The organism is Brachybacterium sp. J153 (genome assembly GCF_036311905.1).
In the GTDB taxonomy this organism is placed as follows: Bacteria; Actinomycetota; Actinomycetes; order Actinomycetales; family Dermabacteraceae; genus Brachybacterium.
Map to the genome: position 1 here is coordinate 148495 of NZ_JAZDCH010000004.1, position 17771 is coordinate 166265.

Genomic DNA, 17771 nt, shown 5'->3' on the forward strand with positions numbered 1-17771 from the left:
GCGCGGTTCCGCGGCGCCGATCCCTGGCCGTTCCCGGACCGTGATCGCTAGTCTCGGGATGTCATCGCGTGCGGACCGCGGTCCGGCGCAGCAGTTTCGAGTGCAGGGGAGAGCACCATGAAGAAGTTCATCTTTCTGGCCGGCGTGGCGATCGGCTTCGTGATCGGATCCTCGATGGGACGGGGCCCGTACGAGTCCCTCGAGCGCACGGCCCGCCAGGTCGCCGACGACCCCGAGGTCAAGCGTCGCGCCGCGCAGGCGAAGGACGCCGCCGGGAAGGCCGCGCACGAGGCGGCGGACACCGTGAAGGCGAAGGCCCCCGAGGTCGCGGCCACCGTGCAGGAGGCCGTGGGATCCGCGGCGGCCGGGGCGAAGCAGCGCCTGGCGGGTGGGGACACCGAGGGTGCCGACGGTGCCCAGGGCGTCGACAAGTCCGAGGATCTCACCGCGGCGGCCGACGGGGTCGCCGCGAGCGAGTCCGCCGCGGGTGGCGACGCCGAGGTCTCCGAGGGCGGTCCGCTCAGCTCCTGAGCACAGGGGCCGACGGGCCCGCCGCCTGATGGGAGGGCCCTGATCGTCTGCGTCCCAGCCACAGCACCCGACGGCCGGGGTGCCGTGCTCAGCCGAGCACGCGCACCCCGGCCGTCGTCTGCTCGTCGAGGAAGCACGGTCCGCACAGCGACATGTAGGTGACGGCACCGGAGTCCTCGCCGTCGATCGCGACCTGCGCGCCCTCGAAGACGAACCGCTCCCCGACCCGGCGGCAGTTGAACTCGGCCTGCGAGCCGCAGCGGCACATGGTGGGCAGCTTCTCGACGTTGTCGGCGAGCTCGAAGAGGCGCTGGGCTCCGGGGAAGGTCGCCGTGCGGAAGTCGGTGCGCAGTCCGTAGCAGATCACCGAGATCCCGTCCCGCTTCGCGATCAGGAAGAGCTGGTCGATCTGGTCGGGCTCGAGGAACTGCGCCTCGTCGACGAGGACGCAGTGCAGCGGCAGCAGCTCCCGCTCCCGTGCGGAGCGGAGCACGTGCTCCCGGAGGTCCTCGCCGGCATGGGCGAGGACGTCGACGCGGCGCCGGGCACCGCCGCGGGCCACCACCCAGTCCTCGCCCTTGGTGTCCAGGCCGGGCTTGACGGTGAGGGTCGCGAGGCCACGCTCGTCGTAGTTGTAGGCGGTCTTGATCAGCGTGTCGGACTTGCCGGAGTTCATCGCTCCGTACTTGAAGTGCAGCTTGGCCATCGGGCCTGGTCCCTCCCAGGGATCGGGGTCGTGGTCAGAACTGGTCCATGACGGCAGGCCGCGGACCGGAGAGAAGGGTGTCGAGCAGTGCGCGGGCCGGGGCGTCGGCCCGGGCGCCGAGGCCCAGCCGTTCGGCGTCGGCGATCGAGCGCCCGCCGATCAGCAGCAGCGCGGCGGCATGCACGTCGAGATGCACAGAGCCGGACACTCCGCCGACGTCGGACCCGTCGGCCGCACCTTCCAGGTCCACCGCGACCCGCCCGTCGGCGATCCGCACGACGAACTCGCCCGCGGCCCGGGCGGTGCCGGCGGGGACCGTGTCATCGGTGACGACGAGGCGCAGCGTGCCCTCGAGCCCCGCGGGCGCCGGACGGGCCGAGAGTGCGGCGGCGGTGTCGATGACCCGCACCATCACCCAGGGCTGCAGCTGCGGATCCATGCGCGTGCGCCCTCCGGGGAGTGCGTCGAGCAGGGGATCCTCGGCCCGCACGCGGATCCGCACCTGCTCGGTCACCGTGGACCAGGTGCCGAGCGAGCGGAGCAGGGCGAGGCGGTCCTCGCGGGTGCGGCCGAGCACCTCATGGACCTCGAGGCCGATGCCCTCCTCGCCGCCCGTGCGGGTGAAGGAGAGGTAGCCGCGGTCGGTGCCGTCCTCGCCGACCAGCAGCACCGCCTCCCAGGTGCCGCCCGGATGCCCGGTCGGGAACAGCGGCCCCTCCCGGGTCAGCATGCCGTTCTCCCCGGCCGTCAGCTCGCGGTAGAGGGCGTGGACCCGCTCGAAGGACTGCGCGGTCACGGCCTCCAGGTGGGTCCCGGGCACGGGGCGAAGGCGCTGCAGGTCGAGCAGCGGCACCTGCACCTTCTGCACCTGGGAGACGATCTGATAGCCGAGGGCGCGATAGATCGCGACGTTCGCCGGGTAGAGCATCGAGAACGCCATGCCCTCGGTGGCGCAGCGGGCGATCACGGCGGTCATCAGCTCGCCGAAGAGCCCGCCGGCCCGGTGCGCCGGATGGACCGCGACGCCGCCGATCCCGCCGCAGTCGGCCGTGCCGCCGCCGAGCGTGATCCGGTCCCGACGGATCTGCGCCCCCGCGGCGATGACCCCGTCGGCCCCGCCCGGCAGATCGGCGGAGGAGATGCCCAGCGGAATCAGCCCGGGGGAGAACGGCCGGGCCTCCTTCTCGGTGACCGGACCGCCGCCGAAGGCGAGACGGGTGAGCCGCTGATAGGGGAGGAGGTCGTCGGCGGTGAGCTCGCGTGCACGCATGCCGAGGAGTCTAGGGGCGGTGCTGTTGCATACTGACCTCGGCCCGATCCCGACCGAGGAGTCGCCGTGAACCCACGCCGAGACCGTCCTACGACGGGGACGCCGCGCCCGGCCTCGCGCAAGCCGTACACGCGCCCGAACCGCGCGCAGCGGGCGGGCCGCGAGGAGCTGTTCAAGCGCCTCTCCGCCGGGGATCCGCGCTCCGAGCAGAACCCGCAGCGGCGCATTCCCGTCGGCCTCTCGACCTCCTCGGTCTTCCCGGCCGGCGTCGAGGAGTGCTTCCGTCTCGCCGCCGAGATCGGCTACGACGGGATCGAGGTGATGGTCTCCTACGCCAAGGACAGCCAGGACCCGGACCGGCTGCGCGAGTACGTCGCGCGGTACGAGCAGCCGATTCTCTCCCTACACGCCCCGACCCTCTTCCTGCTCCAGGGCCTGTGGGGCCGGGATCCGTGGGTGAAGATCGAGCGCACGGTCGAGCTGGCGAAGGAGTTGGAGGTGCCGACGGTCGTCGCGCACCCGCCGTTCCGCTGGCAGGGCTCCTATGCGAAGGAGTTCGTGACCGGGGTGGCGGAGCTCGAGGCGCGCCACGGCGTGGCGATCGCGGTCGAGAACATGTACCCGTGGCGGCTCGGTGTGCGGGAGCTGATGACCTATCTCCCGGACCACGACCCCACCGACGAGGACTACGAGCACGTCACCGTGGACCTCTCCCATGCCGCGACCGCGGGCGACGACGCGCTCGCGATGATCGACCGCCTCGGGGACCGGCTCACCCACCTGCACCTCGCCGACGGCTCCGGACGCACCACCAAGGACGAGCACCTCCCGCCCGGCGAGGGCAACCAGCCGTGCGCCGAGGTGCTGCGGCGCCTCGCGAACCGCGGCTGGCAGGGGTCCGTGCTGCTCGAGGTCTCCACGAGCGGCAGCGCCGAGACGCGCGAGCAGGTGCTGCGCCAGTGCCTGCTGTTCGCCCGGCACCACCTCGGCCACCACCTGGACGACGGCGACGAGGGCGTGGACCCGCAGGGCGGGGCACCGCAGGGCGAGGGAAACGACCGGGCCCCGGGGGACGACCCCGCCTGAGCGACGTGGGATCCGCCACCCCGTCGGACACCCTCCAGGGGCGGGTGTGACAATGGCCGATGCATGCGCCGGGCGGCCATGCGACGAGACACGGCACGGAACGAACGAGGTACAGCGCGCAGATGGCCAGTGGGAACGGGAACACGGGATTCGTCCATCAGAACGCGAGCCTGCTCTCGGTGGAGATGTCGCTGCCGCAGGTCACCGTCACCTCCGACGAGATCGACGAGATGCTCGCGCCCGCCCGCAAGCGGCTCCGTCTGCCCAAGGGCGTGCTGCAGCGTGTGGCCGGCGTCTACGAGCGCCGCTGGTGGCGCGATCGGGAGAACGGCTGGCGGCAGGGCGTGGTCCTCGCCGCCGAGCGCGCCATCGCCAAGGCCGGGATCGTCCGCGATCAGGTGGACCTGATCATCAACGCCTCGGTGTCCCGTCAGCACCTCGAGCCCGCGGTCGCCACGACCGTGCACCACTCGCTGGGCCTGCCGACGAGCGCGATGAACTTCGACATCACCAACGCCTGCCTGGGCTTCGTCAACGCCATGACCATGGCGGCCGGCATGATCGACTCCGGCCAGATCCGCTATGCACTGATCGTCGGTGCGGAGGACGTCGAGCGGGCCCAGCGCGGCACCATCGACCGCCTGAACTCGAAGACCGCGGTGCGCGAGGACTTCAACAACCAGTTCGCGGCGCTCACCCTCGGCTCCGGGGCCGCGGCCGCCGTGCTCGGCCCGGCCGACGCCCACCCCGAGGGGCACCGCCTAATCCGCACCGAGGCGCGGGCCGGCACCCAGCACCACGAGCTGTGCATCGGCGACATGCACGACATGCGCACCGACTCCGCGGGACTGCTGGAGAACGGGATCAGCCTGATCCTCGACACCTGGAAGGCCGCCAACGAGGCCGGTCACGACTTCCGCTCGATCGAGCACATCATCCCGCACCAGGTCTCGATGGTGTACACCCGCAACTTCTCCAAGATCACCGGGGTGGGTATGGACCGCATCCCGGTGACCTTCCCCGACTGGGGGAACATCGCCGCCGAGGCGGTGCCGATGACCCTCGCCCACCACCAGGGCAACATCGCGCGCGGGGAGCGCGTGCTGCTGCTCGGCGTGGGCTCCGGACTGAACACCGCGATGATGGAGGTCCAGTGGTGACCGAGCGACAGACCGGCCGCCGCCGCGCGCAGGCCCCCGAGATCCCCGCCCTCCCCGGCGTCGACGCCCGGCTCAGCCGGACCCTCGAGGTGCGCGACCACACTGGCACGCCCCGCCGCTGGCACCTGCTGGACTCCGCCCCGTGGCTCGCCGAGCGCGGCATCGCGCCGCGCGGCACGCTGCTCGCCGTCCACGGCAACCCCACCTACTCCTTCCTGTTCCGCTCCCTGATCCGCGAGGACATCCCCTGGCGGGTCATCGCCGTGGACCAACTGGACATGGGCTGGTCCGAGCGCACCGGCGTCACCCGCCGCTACCAGGACCGCATCACCGACCTGTCCCTGCTCACCGACGCGCTCTCCCTGCGCGGCCCCGTGGTGACCGTCGGGCACGACTGGGGCGGTCTGATCTCCTCGGGCTGGGCGCTCGACAACCGGCACGACCTGGCCGGGATGATCCTCACCAACACCGGGGTGCATCAGGAGATCGAGGAGGCGCTGCCGAAGGCGCTGCAGCTCGCCTCGGCCCCCGGCTTCCGCACCGCCTCCACCTCCCTCACCGACGCCTTCCTGCGCACGACCCTCGCGCTGTCGTCGCCGCCGCTGCCGAAGGAGGTCCAGGACGCTTATCTCGCCCCGTACCGTGGCCGCTCCCGCCGGCTGGGCATCGACCAGTTCGTCGCCGACATCCCCGCCGCCGCGGACCATCCCTCGCGCGCGACCCTCGAGCGGGTCGCCCAGGGCCTCACCGAGCTCCACGTCCCGACCCTGATGGCGTGGGGGCCGCGGGACATCACCTTCTCCGACCGCTTCCTGCGGGACCTGCTGACCCGGGTGCCCCATGCCGACGTGCACCGATTCGAGGGCGCCTCCCATCTGGTGTGGGAGGATGCCGACGTCGCGGGCCTGGTCGCGGACTGGCTGCGCGCCCGTTTCGGCGACGCCGAGGAGCCGCTGGATCCCGCGGCGAGCACCGCCTGGACGCCGGTGTCGGCCGCCGCCGAGCCCGCCCCGGGGCGGCACGTCGGCGAGCCCATCGCCCGCCTCGCTGCCGATCCGCGGCACGCCCACAGTCCCGCCGTCGTCGAGATGGACGGCGGGGACGGCGAGCCGCGCGAGATCTCCTGGTCGCTGCTGAACCGCAGGGTCGACGACATCGCCGCGGGCCTCCTCGGCCACGGCGTGCGCCCCGGGGACCGGGTGAGCGTACTGATCACCCCCGGCGCCGACCTCACCGCCGTGCTCTACGCCTGCCTGCGCATCGGCGCCGTCGCGGTCATCGCCGACGCAGGCCTGGGCGTCGCCGGACTGTCGCGCGCCGTCATCGGCTCGCACCCGGACTGGATCATCGCGATCCCGAAGGCCCTGGCCGCCGCGCGGGCGCTCGGCTGGCCGGGACGTCGGATCAGCGTCGAGCAGCTGCCGACGCTGGATCGCACCGCCTTCGGCGTCGAGACCTCGATTGCGCAGCTCGCCCGCTCCGGCTCGCTGATGCGCGATCTGGGCGCGCCTCTCGAGGCGAGCTGGCCCGATCCCGAGGACGACGCCGCGATCCTGTTCACCTCCGGCTCGACCGGGCCCGCGAAGGGCGCCGTCTACACCCACCGGCAGATGAGCGCGATGTTCACGGCGGTCGGCGACACCCTCCAGCTGGACCCCGAGCGGGGACTGGTCGCGGGCTTCGCGCCCTTCGCCCTGCTCGGCCCGGCGCTCGGCGCCCCCACCGTCGTGCCGGACATGGACATCACCCGGCCCGGGGAGCTCACCGCCTCCGCGCTGGCCGATGCGATCGCGGCGCTCGGCGAGCCCGCCGTGTTCACCGCCCCCGCCGCGCTGCGCAACATCCTGGACACCGCGAAGGACCTCGACGAGCACGGCCGGGCCGCCCTCGCCTCCGCCGCGAGCTTCTTCGCCGCCGGCGCCCCGATCCCCGCGCACCTCCTGCGCGGGCTGCGGGACCTGATGCCGCACGCCCGCGCGCTCACCCCCTACGGCATGACCGAGTGCCTCGCCGTCGCCGCGATCGACCTCGAGGGCATCGAGGCCGCCGGGGAGGGCTCCGGCGTGTGCGTCGGTACCCCCGTCCCGCGGGTGCAGGTCGCGATCGCCGCCATGGACGCCGAGGGCCGCACCACCGGCGAGATCACCACCGCGCCGGGCGTCACCGGCGAGGTGCTGATCCGCGCCCCCCACGTGCGCGACCGCTACCTCATGCTGTGGGGCACCACCCACGCGTCGATGCGCTTCGCGGGCTGGCACGCCTCCGGCGACGTCGGCCATCTCGACGAGGCCGGACGGCTCTGGATCGAGGGCCGCGCCGCGCACGTGCTCGCGACGGCCGCCGGCCTGCTCACCCCCGTGCAGGTAGAAGAGGCCGCCGAGTCGGTGCCGACGGTGCGCCGCGCCGGCGCCGCCGTCGTCGGCCCCCGCGGCACCCAGCAGATCGTCGTGATCCTCGAGACCGAGGACGGCTACCGGCCCGGCAAGGCGGGGAAGCCCCGCGCCGCCGAGACCTCCCTGCAGGAGGCCGTGCGCCGCGCGGTGCGCGACCGCACCGGGGCCGAGGTCGTCGCCGTGTTCACCACGCGAGCCCTACCCACCGACATCCGCCACAACTCGAAGATCGACCGCGCCGCGCTGTCCCGCTGGGCGGGGCAGACCCTCCGCGGAGAGCGGGCGGACTCCCTGTGAGCGGGATGAAGGTGCTGGTCACCGGCGCCTCTGGGATGCTGGGCGGTGCCGTCGCGAGCCTGCTGCGGGACCGCGGGGCGGAAGTCTCCGCGTTCCAGCGCCGCCCGGCCGGAATCCCCGGCGTCACCGACGTGCGCGGCGACCTGACCGATGCGGAGGACGTCCGACGCGCCGTCGACGGGGTCGACGCCGTCGTGCACCTCGCCGCGAAGGTCTCGATCTCCGGACCGGAGGAGGAGTACCGGGCGATCAACATCGGCGGCACCTCCCACGTGGTCGAGGCGCTGCGCGCTCGGGGCGGCGGCGCGCTCGTGAACGTCTCGTCCCCGTCGGTCGCGCACCTGGGCCGCGCCATCGAGGGGCTGGACGCGACCCCGGCCGATCCCGAGCGGGCCCGCGGCCCGTACTCCCGCACGAAGGCCTCTGCGGAGCTGCTCGCGATGGCCGCCGACGGGTCCGACGGACTGCTCGTGACCAGCGTCCGCCCGCACATCGTGTGGGGTCCGGGGGACACCCAGCTGGTGGGGCGGATCGTGGACCGCGCCGCGAGCGGGCGACTGCCTCTGCTCGACGAGGGCATGGCCCTGATCGACACCACCTATGTCGACAACGCCGCCTCCGCGATCGTCGCGGCGCTGGACCGCATCGAGGACGTGCACGGCGAGAGCTTCGTGGTCACGAACGGGGAGCCCCGCACCGTCCGCGACGTCTTCCACGGCTGGTGCGACGCCGCCGGCGTGCCCCGGCCCCGTCTGCGGGTGCCCGGAGCCGCCGCACGCCTCGCCGGTCGGGTCATCGAGCGGCTGTGGGAGGTGCGGCCCGGGACCGACGAGCCGCCGATGACCGAGTTCCTCGCCGAGCAGATGTCCACCGCGCACTGGTTCGACCAGCGGCGCACCCAGGAGCGTCTGCACTGGAGGCCCGAGGTGTCCCTCGACGAGGGCAACGAGCGCCTCGCCGCCTGGTTCCGGGAGCACCCCGTGCGCGGCTGATCCGCCCCGTCCCGCGGCCCCGGCGCCCGGCCTCTCGTTCCCGTCCTCTCCGTCCCGTCCTCTCTTTCCCGTTCCTCCGTCCCGGAAGCGCAGCCCATGAGCGACACCGCCCGCCCCGCAGCCTCGTCCGACGCGTCCCGAGGAGCGGCGACCGATCCCGAGCACGGCTCGGACGTTGAGCACGATTCGGACGCCGAGCTGCTCGCCGAGGTCGAGGCCGAGATCGCCGCCGCACGCGCCGCCCGACGACGCGCTCCTGCCCGCACCACGGGCCTGGTGCTGCTGATCGGCGGCCTCGTGGGCTGGCTCGCGGCCTTGACGCTGATGATCGACAAGGAGTACCTGCTCGAGAACCCGGGCGCCTCCCTCTCCTGCGACATCAACCCGTTCATCTCCTGCGGCAACGTGATGATGACCTGGCAGGCGAGCGCTCTGGGCCTGCCGAACCAGGCGATCGGCCTGGCGGGCTTCGCGATCATGGGGGCGATCGGCGCGCTGATGATCTCCGGCACGACGCTGCCGCGCTGGTTCCGCTGGGCACGGCTCGGCGGCATGACCTTCGCCTTCGGGTACATCCACTTCCTGGCGATCTCGGCGATCTTCGTGATCCGCGCCCTGTGCCCGTGGTGCATGGTGGTGTGGACGGTCACGGCGCCGATGTTCTTCGCGGCGCTCGCCCACACGATCGAGGCGGGGGACCTGCGCCTCCCGACGCCCCTCGCCCGCGTGCTGCGGCACTGGGTGGTGCTGACCCTCGCCTGGTACCTGCTGGTGATCCTGGTGATCGCCGCCGGCTTCTGGCGGCAGTGGCTCGCGACCTTCGGGCTGATCTGACGAACTGATCTGAGAGCCTGATCCGATGGGCTGATCTGACAGGCTGATCCGAGCCCGTCCCTCAGCGGGCGGCGCGTCGAGCCCGGCAGATCTCCATGACCATGCGCTGCACCGACCAGCGGGGATCACGGCCGGCGCCCTTCACCTCATGATCCGCGCGCGCCACCGCCTCGAGCGCCCGGGCGAGGGAACGGTCGTTCCAGGCGCGCGCCTCGCGTCCGAGGTTGCGCAGCATCCAGTCCGGCATGCCCAGGGTGCGGGCGCTCGCGTTCGGGGCGGTGACCTTCGCGAGCGAGCGCATCTTCGAGGCGATCGCGGCGACGATCGGCACGGGATCGGCCCCGGCGAGCTGAGCCTGCTGGAGGAGCTGCAGCGCCTCCTGCTCGCGCCCGGCGATCGCGGCATCGGCCACGGCGAAGGCGGTGGACTCGACACGACCGGCCGTGAGGGCGTGGACGTCCTCGAGGCTCACCACCGGTGCCTGCTGCCCCGGCTCGGGCATGGAGTCGTGGATGAGCTGACGGCTGATGGCAGCGAGCTCGGAGAGATCGGTGCCGAAGGCGTCCACGAGCGCGCCGAGAGCCTCCGGCTGGATCCGGCGCTCGGCGCGGGCGAACTCCGCGGCGACGAAGGCCTGCTTGTCCTGCAGGCGCTTCACGGGGCTCGCGTCGACCCGCGGCACCCCCGCCTTCTTCAGCGCGTCCAGCAGCTTCTTCCCGCGGTTGCCGCCGCGGTGGATGAGGACCAGGGTGACATCCGGTTCGGGCCGCGGCAGGTAGCCGAGCAGCTCGCCGACCAGGGCGTCCGGGGCGGACTGCAGCTCGGGCACCACCACGAAGCGCGGCTCCCCGAAGAGCGACGGGCTCGCGACCTGCGCGAGTGCTCCCGCCCCCGCGGACTCGCCCACCAGCTCGTGGACCGCGACCGAGGGATCGGCCTCCTGGGCGAGGCGCCGCAGCCGCTCGAGGGCGCGCGAGGCGATCAGCGGCTCGGTGCCCTGGAGGAGCACGATCGGGGCGAGGGGGACGCTGTGCCACTCGACATCGCTCACGGGAGCTCCTGACTGCTCGGGGACCCGCACGATCCTAGCGGGCGGGGCCGACGGAGCGTGGCGCCCCGGGGTCCTCGGCGGGGAGGACGACGGTGCCGTGTCGGTCGGTGCGCACAGCCCGGGTGCCCGTGCCGGCGAGCAGGTCCAGGAGGTCGTCCGTGGGATGGCCGAAGGTGTTGTCGGCGCCGACGGTGATCAGAGCGAGGTCCGCGTCCAGCTGCGCGTACAGACCCGGATCCTGACGCCGCGAGCCGTGATGGGCGACCTTGAGGAGGTCCGTCGGCCCGGGATCGAGCGCCGCCAGCTCGGCCTGCGCGACGGGCTCCAGGTCGCCGAGACTCACCAGGCGCGTGCCGTCGGGCCAGCGCACGGACAGGGCGAGTGAGCAGTCGTTCGCGGCATCGCCCTCCCCGGAGCCGTCCTCGCGGGCAGCGGCCGATTGCGCCGCCTCCGCGCTCGGCGGCCACAGCACCTCGAGCGCGAGCCCGTCCCGCTCCCAGGCGTCCCCCGTGCGGGCGGCCCGCGCGGCGGGACCGGGCAGTACCTGCCCGGCGGCCTCGGGCAGCGGACAGATCCACTGCTCGGCCGGGAGGCGGGCACCGGAGAGTGCGGCCCGGCCCCCGGTGTGGTCCGCATGCGGATGGGACAGGACGAGCAGGTCGATGCGCTGCACCCCCAGCCGATCCAGGCATTCGAGCAGCGGCTCGGGCTCCGGTCCGGTGTCGATCAGGACAGTGGCCGCCCGCGCCGGCGGCCCGATTGAGCGCAGCAGCACCGCATCCCCCTGACCGACGGCGCAGGCGGCGACGATCCACTCCGGGGAGCTCGTCCCGGGCAGCACCACCCGTCCGACGGTCGGTGCCAGCAGGGCGACCAGTACGGCCGCGCTCGCCCAGCGCACCAGTCGCCGTCGACGGCCGGCGATCGCGAGGGCGAGGCCGAGGATCGCCGCGATCGCGAGGAGCACCCCAGCGGTCCCCTCCGGCACGGAGATCCGTGAGCCGGGCAGGGCGTCCGCCGTGCGGGCCACGAGCAGCACCAGGTGAGCGCCGCCCGCGGCGACCGTGAACAGCACGGCGGCGACCACGGGCAGCACCGGGCCCAGCACGAGGGCGACGAGGCCGATCACGGTCGAGGGCCCGACGAGGGGCCCAACGATCATGTTCACGGGGATTGCCCAGACGGACACCTCGGGGGAGAGCAGGATCAGCAGCGGGGTGCAGGCGAGCTGGGCGACGAGGGGCACGGCGAGGACGAGCGCGGTGGTCTCCCCGATCCGCTCGCCGCTCATCGCGACCAGCGCGCGGCCGAGCGGGGGCGCGGCGAGAAGGATCGCGGCGGTCGCGAGGGCGGAGAGCAGGAAACCGATCGAGGCGGCGGTGACGGGGTCGAGCACCGACCACAGCGCGATCGTCAGCGCGAGGGCCGCGACGGGGGAGGCGCGCACCCCAGCGAAGCGGGCGGCGAGGAGCGGCGCGGCCATGGTCGCGGCGCGCTGCACGCTCGGCTCGTCGCCGACGATCCACACGTAGCCGGCCATCGCCAGGCCTGCCAGGGCGATCCGCGGCCGTCGGCGCACCCCGGCGAGCAGCAGCGGCCCGAGCACGGCGGCGAGCACCAGGGCGATGTTCGCGCCGGAGACCGCGACCAGGTGCGAGATCCCGGCGCGCTGCATGATCTCCTCGCTGCGCGCGCTCAGGCCCGCGGTGTCCCCGGTGGTCATGCCGCGGGCGAGCGCGGCCTCGTCCGGGGGCAGGTGGGAGGTCGCCTCCCTCGCCTCGGCGCGCAGCCGGTGCCGCAGTTCCTGGGCGTGGCCCACCGGCCCGCCCCGGCCGAGCACCGTCACCTCGTGCGCGCGCAGGACCAGCAGGCCTCCCGAGGCGGAGAGGGTGCCGCGCACGAGGAGGTGGTCGCTGTCCCGGGCCTGGCCGAGGTCTTCGGCGGCCGCTCCGTCGGCGCGCAGCAGCAGGGGGACGGAGGCGGGCAGGCGGCTCTCCTCACGGCCGATGCGGACGGTGCCGCGGACGGTGCGCGCCATCGTCTGCAGGCCGCCGCGACTCCACGCGGGTCCGCTCGTCGGCGCTGCCGGGTCTCCACCGGCGACGAGCGTGAGCTCGACGATCCGTCCCGACGCGGCGGCGTCCTCGAGCGCGGTGTCGGTGCCGCTGTGCCGGAGCAGGGCGGGGAACAGCAGCGCCCCGGCGAGGACCACCACGGCCACATGCGCGAACAGACCTTGTGCGGTGCTGGTGCCGCCGGTCAGCAGGATCGCGGTGAGGACGAGGGCGATGAGGACGGCGCCCGCGGCGATCGCGGCGGCGGCCCCCGCGGTGACGCCGAGGACGGCGAGAGCCCAGACGGCGGTGGCGCCGGGGAGCAGGAGCAGGTCGGAGCGGCGCATCGGGAGCTCACACGGTGGCGAGGGGACGGATCTTCTCGAGGGTTGCTGGGCCGATCCCCGAGACCTCGAGCAGGTCGTCGACGGAGGTGAAGGGGCCGTTCGCCTCGCGATGGTCGACGATCCGCTGCGCGATCGCGGGGCCCACCCCGGGCAGCTCGACGAGCTGCTGCACCGTCGCGGTGTTGAGGTCGATCGGAGACGCTGCGGAGGCGGGGGCGCCGTCTCCGGCGCCGGGCTCCCCGGAGGACCCCGCCGGGGCCGCGGCCACGGGCGGCGGCTCCTCCCCGGGCCGGGGTACGTGCACCTGCTCGCCGTCGGTCAGGGGCCGGGCGAGATTGATCGCCGAGAGGTCCGCCTCCTCGGTGGTCCCCCCGGCCGCGCGCAGCGCATCGTCGACGCGGGACCCCGCGGGCAGGCGCACGAGACCCGGCGCCGTGACCGCGCCGGAGACGTGCACGACCACCTCGTCGGTGCTCTCCGCTTCGGCCCCGGCCGAGTCCTCCGGGGCGGTGGAAGGCCCCTCCGAGGGAGTCGGGGCCGTTGCGCCACTTCCCGCGCTGTTCCCGGCGCCGCTCCCCGTTTCACTGGCGCCCGTGGGCAACTCTTCTCCCGTCGCGGCGGTCTCATCGAGGGGGACGGCGGTGCCCGCGCTCGAGAGATGGATGACGCCGCCCGCGATGAGCACGAGCACCGCGAGGCCGACGAGCGCCGCGGGCGTCGGCGCGGGGAGGCGGCGCAGGCGGGAAGGGCGCTGCGGGGCGTGGTCGAGGCGACGGACCAGCGGCTCGTCCGCGTCAAGCGGCTCCGGTTCGTCGCGCGGGACGGTTCCGGGCCCCGCCGATGCCCGCCGGTGTCGCGCGGCCCGCCGGGACCCGCGCCCTGCTTCTCGTGATGCTCCCATGGCGCGACCGTAGATCGGGGCGCCGCAGAGCGCGTCCGGAGCGGGACGGTTGGGGACGGACCGCCCCTGGGGAGGAACGGTCCGGGCCGCCGGTGGCGTCCGGGACGCCGGCGGGGGAGTGGACCGCCGCCGTCCCGCGGCCCCGGGGACGCGGGCTGGCCCGGTCCGGCCCATCGGATCATCGCGCGCAGCGGGCCTGGACGCAGAAGAGCCCCGCATGCCGGGGCATGCGGGGCTCTTCCGAGGCGTGGTGCCGGGCGATCAGGCCTGGACGGAGGCCACCAGCTTGGCGAGACCGGACTTGCGGTTCGCGGCCTGGTTCTGGTGGATGACGCCCTTGGAGACGGCCTTGTCGAGCTTGCGCGAGGCGAGCTTCAGCGCCTCGCCGGCGGCGTCGGCGTCGCCCGCGGTGACGGCAGCGCGCACCTTGCGCACGTAGGTCTTGAGCTCGGACTTGTACGCACGGTTGCGCAGGCGCGCCTTCTCGTTCGTCTTGTTCCGCTTGATCTGGGACTTGATGTTTGCCACGAAGACTCTTCTCTTGTGATGCTCTGGTGGATCTCCCGCGGCGGCCGAGGACCGGCATCGACGGGGACGGCGGTGGGGATTCGCCTGGAGACGTCGGTACCGGGACGCTGCCACGAGTACTCATCCGGGTCGCAGATCCCTCGACCCTGACACGGCGGGTCGACGGCTTGCGCACACCGAACGGTATGTCACACATACGGAGAAGGACTCTAGCAGAGCGGAACCTCGCCACGAACCCTATGTGCGGCGTGTCTCTCAGATGATCGGCCTGGTCATCGGCCTCACCAGCCGTGCACCTGGCGCACCGCCGCGGCGACGCGGTCGTAGCGGTCGCGGTCCAGCCGGGCCCCCTCGCGGCGCACCGTCCCGGGGGCGATCCGCAGCAGCCGGTCGGCGCGCACCTCGGAGGGGCGCCCCTGCGCGTCCCAGTCCCCGGAGCCGATGTCCACCCACGTCGCACCGTGCTCGTCGGTGGAGACCCCGCCGGTGGCGGCGCGGTCGCGGGAGGTGAGCATCAGGGCGATCAGCACGTCACCGCTGCCGTCCGGTCCGCCGACGGCGGCGTCCTCGCGGCCCAGGACCAGCACCGGGCGGTCCTTCCCGCGGATGATGTCCTCCTCGAACGGCACCCAGGCCCAGGCGATCTCGCCCGGATCGGCGTGATCGTCCTCCCGGGGTGTGTACTCGAGCGCGAGCGGGTCGGAGCCGGTGCGGTCGTGCAGCGCGCCGGCGCTCTCGGCGTCGCCCGAGGATCGCTGTCCCACGGACTCCGGTCCGGGACGGTTCGGGGTGTCGGTCCGGCGGGCCGGGGAGTCCGACGCGACCGGGCGGCGCGCCTCCTGCGGAGCGTCGCGCCGGCCCTCGCGGACGGACTCGAGGGCCTCCCGGCCGAGCCGCGTGACCCCGCGACGGACCTGCGGATCGCGGGCGAGGGTGCGGGCGAGGGAACCGAGCCGGGACAGCAGCGACATGGGTCGTCTCTTCCTGGGCGCTCTCGCCCGAGCCGAGGTGGGGACGGTGTTAGATGGTACGCATGACCTCCACCCCGCTGTTCCGGAGCGTCGACCCCAGCGCGGGCAACGACGAGATGTTCGCGCCCGACGGCGTCGTGCGCCCCACCTACGCCGCCCTCCACGAGGCGCTCTCGGGGCTCGGCCCCGAGGAGTTCCGCGCCCGCTCCGAGTCGCTCGCCCGCAGTTATCTCGACCAGGGCATCACCTTCGACTATGCGGGGGAGGAGCGCCCCTTCCCGATCGACGCGATCCCCCGGGTGATCGACGCCGAGGAGTGGGCGCGCGTCTCGCGGGGCATCGCGCAGCGCGTCCGCGCCCTCGAGCACTTCCTCGACGACCTCTACACCGACGAGCGCGCGGTCGCCGACGGGGTGATCCCCGAGCAGCTGGTCCGCTCCTCGACCTATGTCGTGGACGCGATGCGCGGCTACCAGCCGCCGAACGGCGTGCGCATCCACATCTCCGGCATCGACCTCGTGCGTGACGGCTCGGGAGAGTTCCGCGTGCTCGAGGACAACGTCCGCACCCCCAGCGGGGTCAGCTATGTCCTCTCCAACCGCCGCGCCATGGCGCAGACCTTCCCGGAGCTGTTCACGAGCCGCCCCGTGCGCCGGGTCGGCGAGTACCCGGGCCGGCTGCTCTCCGCCCTGCAGGCCGCCGCTCCGGACACCGCGGGGGAGGACCCGACCGTCGTCGTCCTCACCCCGGGCCGCTTCAACAGCGCGTACTTCGAGCACTCCCTGCTCGCGCGCACGATGGGCGTCGAACTGGTCGAGGCTGGCGACCTCGTGGAGCGCAACGACCGCATCTACATGCGCACCACCGCGGGGCTGCGCCGCGTCGACGTCATCTACAAGCGCACCGACGACGACTTCATCGACCCCGAGGTGTTCCGCCCCGACTCGATGCTCGGCGTGCCCGGTCTGGTTCGGGCGATCCTCGCGGGCTCGGTCGTCGTCGCCAATGCGATCGGCAACGGCATCGGCGACGACAAGCTGACCTACACCTACGTCCCCGACCTGGTGCGCTACTACCTCTCCGAGGAGCCGATCCTCCCCAACGTCGACACCTGGCGTCTCGAGGAGCCGGAGTCCCTCGCGGAGGTGCTGGACCGGCTCGACGAGCTGGTGGTCAAGCCCGTGGACGGCTCCGGCGGCAAAGGCATCGTGATCGGACCCGCCGCGAGCCCGGCGGAGCTCGACGCCCTGCGGGAGCGCCTGCGCGCCGATCCCCGCGGCTGGATCGCGCAGCCCGTCGTGCAGCTCTCCACCATCCCGACCCTCGTCGAGGACGGGCCCGAGCCGCGCCACGTGGACCTGCGCCCCTTCGCCCTGAACAGCGGCGACGACGTGTGGGTGCTTCCCGGTGGACTGACCCGGGTGGCGCTACCGCGCGGCGAGATGATCGTGAACTCCTCCCGCGGCGGCGGCTCCAAGGACACCTGGGTGCTCGCTCCCGAGCGCTCGGCCCCGGGGGCCGGACCCACCGCCGGTGAGGTCCCGTCGGCCGATTTCGCGGAGGAGGGGATCGAGGACCCCACCGACCTCGACGGCGACGAGTTCGACGACCCCCGCGAGGAGGCGGCCGAGCCGAGCGTCCGCGAACCCGCGCCGGTCACCGCCGCGATCCCGCTGATCGACGTGGAGGACGCCCTGGACCCGGAGACCGACACCGCGCCGAAGGGAGCCGATGATGCTCAGTAGGATCGCCGACTCGATGTTCTGGATCGGCCGCTACGTCGAGCGCGCCGACCAGACCGCCCGCATCCTCGACGTGGGGCTGCAGTCCCTCACCGAGGACCCGGACCTCGGGGTCTCCGAGTCCTGCCGCGCGCTGTACGAGATCTTCGGGATGCACCGGCCGGCCGAGGAGCAGCTCACCGTACAGGGGGTGCTCGAGGACCTGGTCACCGATCGCGCGAACCCCTCCTCGGTCGCCGGGGCGCTGCAGGCGGCGCGGGAGAACGCGCGCGGCGCCCGCGAGGTGCTGTCCACCGAGGTGTGGGAGTCGCTCAACGCCACCACCCTCGGCTTGCCCCGTCAGCTGTGGCCCTCGCGGATGCACGGCGCCTTCCAGTACGCCACGGACCGCTGCGCCGTGGTGACGGGCCTGATCGACTCCTCGATGACCCGTGACGAGGCGTGGCTGTTCCTGCGCATCGGCCAGCTGCTCGAGCGGGTGGACATGCTCGCCCGAGTCCTGCAGGGGCACGACCTCGAGAACACCACCGACGCCTCGACCGTGCTGCTGCTGCGCACCTGCAGCGCCCACGAGGCGTACATCCGCTCCTACCGCGGGCGGGTGCGGGCCTCGCGCGCGATCGAGTTCCTGCTGCTGGACTCGATCTTCCCGCGCTCGGCCGCGTACTGCCTGATGGAGGTCGACGAGGCGCTCGACACCCTCGCCAAGCTCCACGGCTCGACCTTCGACCGTATGGGCACCGAGGAGCCGGGACGGCGGATCGTGGGCCGCGCCGCGGCGAGCCTCCGCTTCCGCTCCCTCGAGGACCTGGTCGCGGACTTCGAGGAGGAGATGGAGCAGCTGCAGATGGTCACGGGCGCCGTCACCCGCGCCCTCGGCGCGACCTACTTCCATCCCGCGAGCTGAG

General features: G+C 73.5%; 15 protein-coding genes. 8 read left to right on the plus strand and 7 right to left on the minus strand.

The annotated features are described in order from the left end of the window. The first annotated feature begins 117 nt into the window (after positions 1–117). Entirely contained in the window at positions 118–531 is a 414-nt protein-coding gene (locus tag V1258_RS02325) for a hypothetical protein (RefSeq protein ID WP_329746527.1), read from the plus strand. Positions 532–619: 88 nt separating this feature from the next. Here V1258_RS02325 and V1258_RS02330 read toward each other — a convergent pair whose 3' ends face one another. Further along, on the minus strand, positions 620–1237 hold the full coding sequence (locus V1258_RS02330; protein ID WP_329748173.1) for a thymidine kinase: 618 nt from the start codon (positions 1235–1237) through the stop codon (positions 620–622). 34 nt (positions 1238–1271) lie between these two features. Beyond that, on the minus strand, positions 1272–2507 hold the full coding sequence (locus tag V1258_RS02335; RefSeq protein WP_329748174.1) for a GNAT family N-acetyltransferase: 1236 nt from the start codon (positions 2505–2507) through the stop codon (positions 1272–1274). 66 nt (positions 2508–2573) lie between these two features. Between V1258_RS02335 and V1258_RS02340 the strand changes: the two genes are divergently transcribed. From V1258_RS02340 to V1258_RS02360, 5 genes are all read left to right on the plus strand, one after another. Further along, positions 2574–3593: a sugar phosphate isomerase/epimerase family protein gene (locus V1258_RS02340; RefSeq protein ID WP_329748175.1), complete on the plus strand. Its 1020-nt coding sequence runs from the start codon at positions 2574–2576 to the stop codon at positions 3591–3593. A 122-nt stretch (positions 3594–3715) separates the two neighbouring features. Next, entirely contained in the window at positions 3716–4753 is a 1038-nt protein-coding gene (locus V1258_RS02345; protein WP_329746531.1) for a 3-oxoacyl-ACP synthase III, read from the plus strand. Next, the gene (locus V1258_RS02350) at positions 4750–7443 is read left to right on the plus strand and encodes an alpha/beta fold hydrolase (protein ID WP_442878554.1); all 2694 of its coding nucleotides are present in this window, start codon (positions 4750–4752) and stop codon (positions 7441–7443) included. Before V1258_RS02345 ends, V1258_RS02350 begins: the two co-directional genes overlap by 4 nt. A 5-nt stretch (positions 7444–7448) precedes the next feature. Continuing rightward, on the plus strand, positions 7449–8435 hold the full coding sequence (locus V1258_RS02355) for an NAD-dependent epimerase/dehydratase family protein (RefSeq protein ID WP_329748274.1): 987 nt from the start codon (positions 7449–7451) through the stop codon (positions 8433–8435). A gap of 96 nt (positions 8436–8531) precedes the next feature. Further along, entirely contained in the window at positions 8532–9269 is a 738-nt protein-coding gene (locus tag V1258_RS02360; RefSeq protein WP_329746533.1) for a vitamin K epoxide reductase family protein, read from the plus strand. 61 nt (positions 9270–9330) lie between these two features. Here the strand turns inward: V1258_RS02360 and holA are convergent, their stop codons facing one another. The 5 genes from holA to V1258_RS02385 form a co-directional block, all read right to left on the minus strand. Further along, complete coding sequence (gene holA / locus V1258_RS02365) at positions 9331–10320, minus strand: DNA polymerase III subunit delta (RefSeq protein ID WP_329748177.1); 990 nt, start codon at positions 10318–10320, stop codon at positions 9331–9333. A gap of 34 nt (positions 10321–10354) precedes the next feature. Then, entirely contained in the window at positions 10355–12721 is a 2367-nt protein-coding gene (locus tag V1258_RS02370) for a ComEC/Rec2 family competence protein (RefSeq protein WP_329748178.1), read from the minus strand. A gap of 7 nt (positions 12722–12728) precedes the next feature. Beyond that, on the minus strand, positions 12729–13622 hold the full coding sequence (locus tag V1258_RS02375) for a helix-hairpin-helix domain-containing protein (RefSeq protein ID WP_329748179.1): 894 nt from the start codon (positions 13620–13622) through the stop codon (positions 12729–12731). A 261-nt stretch (positions 13623–13883) separates the two neighbouring features. Continuing rightward, positions 13884–14150, minus strand: coding sequence for a 30S ribosomal protein S20 (gene rpsT / locus V1258_RS02380; protein WP_329746537.1), 267 nt, complete (start codon positions 14148–14150; stop codon positions 13884–13886). Between the two features lie 281 nt (positions 14151–14431). Then, positions 14432–15121, minus strand: coding sequence for a type II toxin-antitoxin system PemK/MazF family toxin (locus tag V1258_RS02385; RefSeq protein ID WP_329748180.1), 690 nt, complete (start codon positions 15119–15121; stop codon positions 14432–14434). A gap of 62 nt (positions 15122–15183) precedes the next feature. Here V1258_RS02385 and V1258_RS02390 point away from each other — a divergent pair, with 62 nt between their 5' ends. Next, complete coding sequence (locus V1258_RS02390) at positions 15184–16866, plus strand: circularly permuted type 2 ATP-grasp protein (protein ID WP_442878555.1); 1683 nt, start codon at positions 15184–15186, stop codon at positions 16864–16866. Further along, entirely contained in the window at positions 16853–17770 is a 918-nt protein-coding gene (locus tag V1258_RS02395) for an alpha-E domain-containing protein (RefSeq protein ID WP_329748181.1), read from the plus strand. Before V1258_RS02390 ends, V1258_RS02395 begins: the two co-directional genes overlap by 14 nt. Position 17771 lies beyond the last annotated feature (1 nt).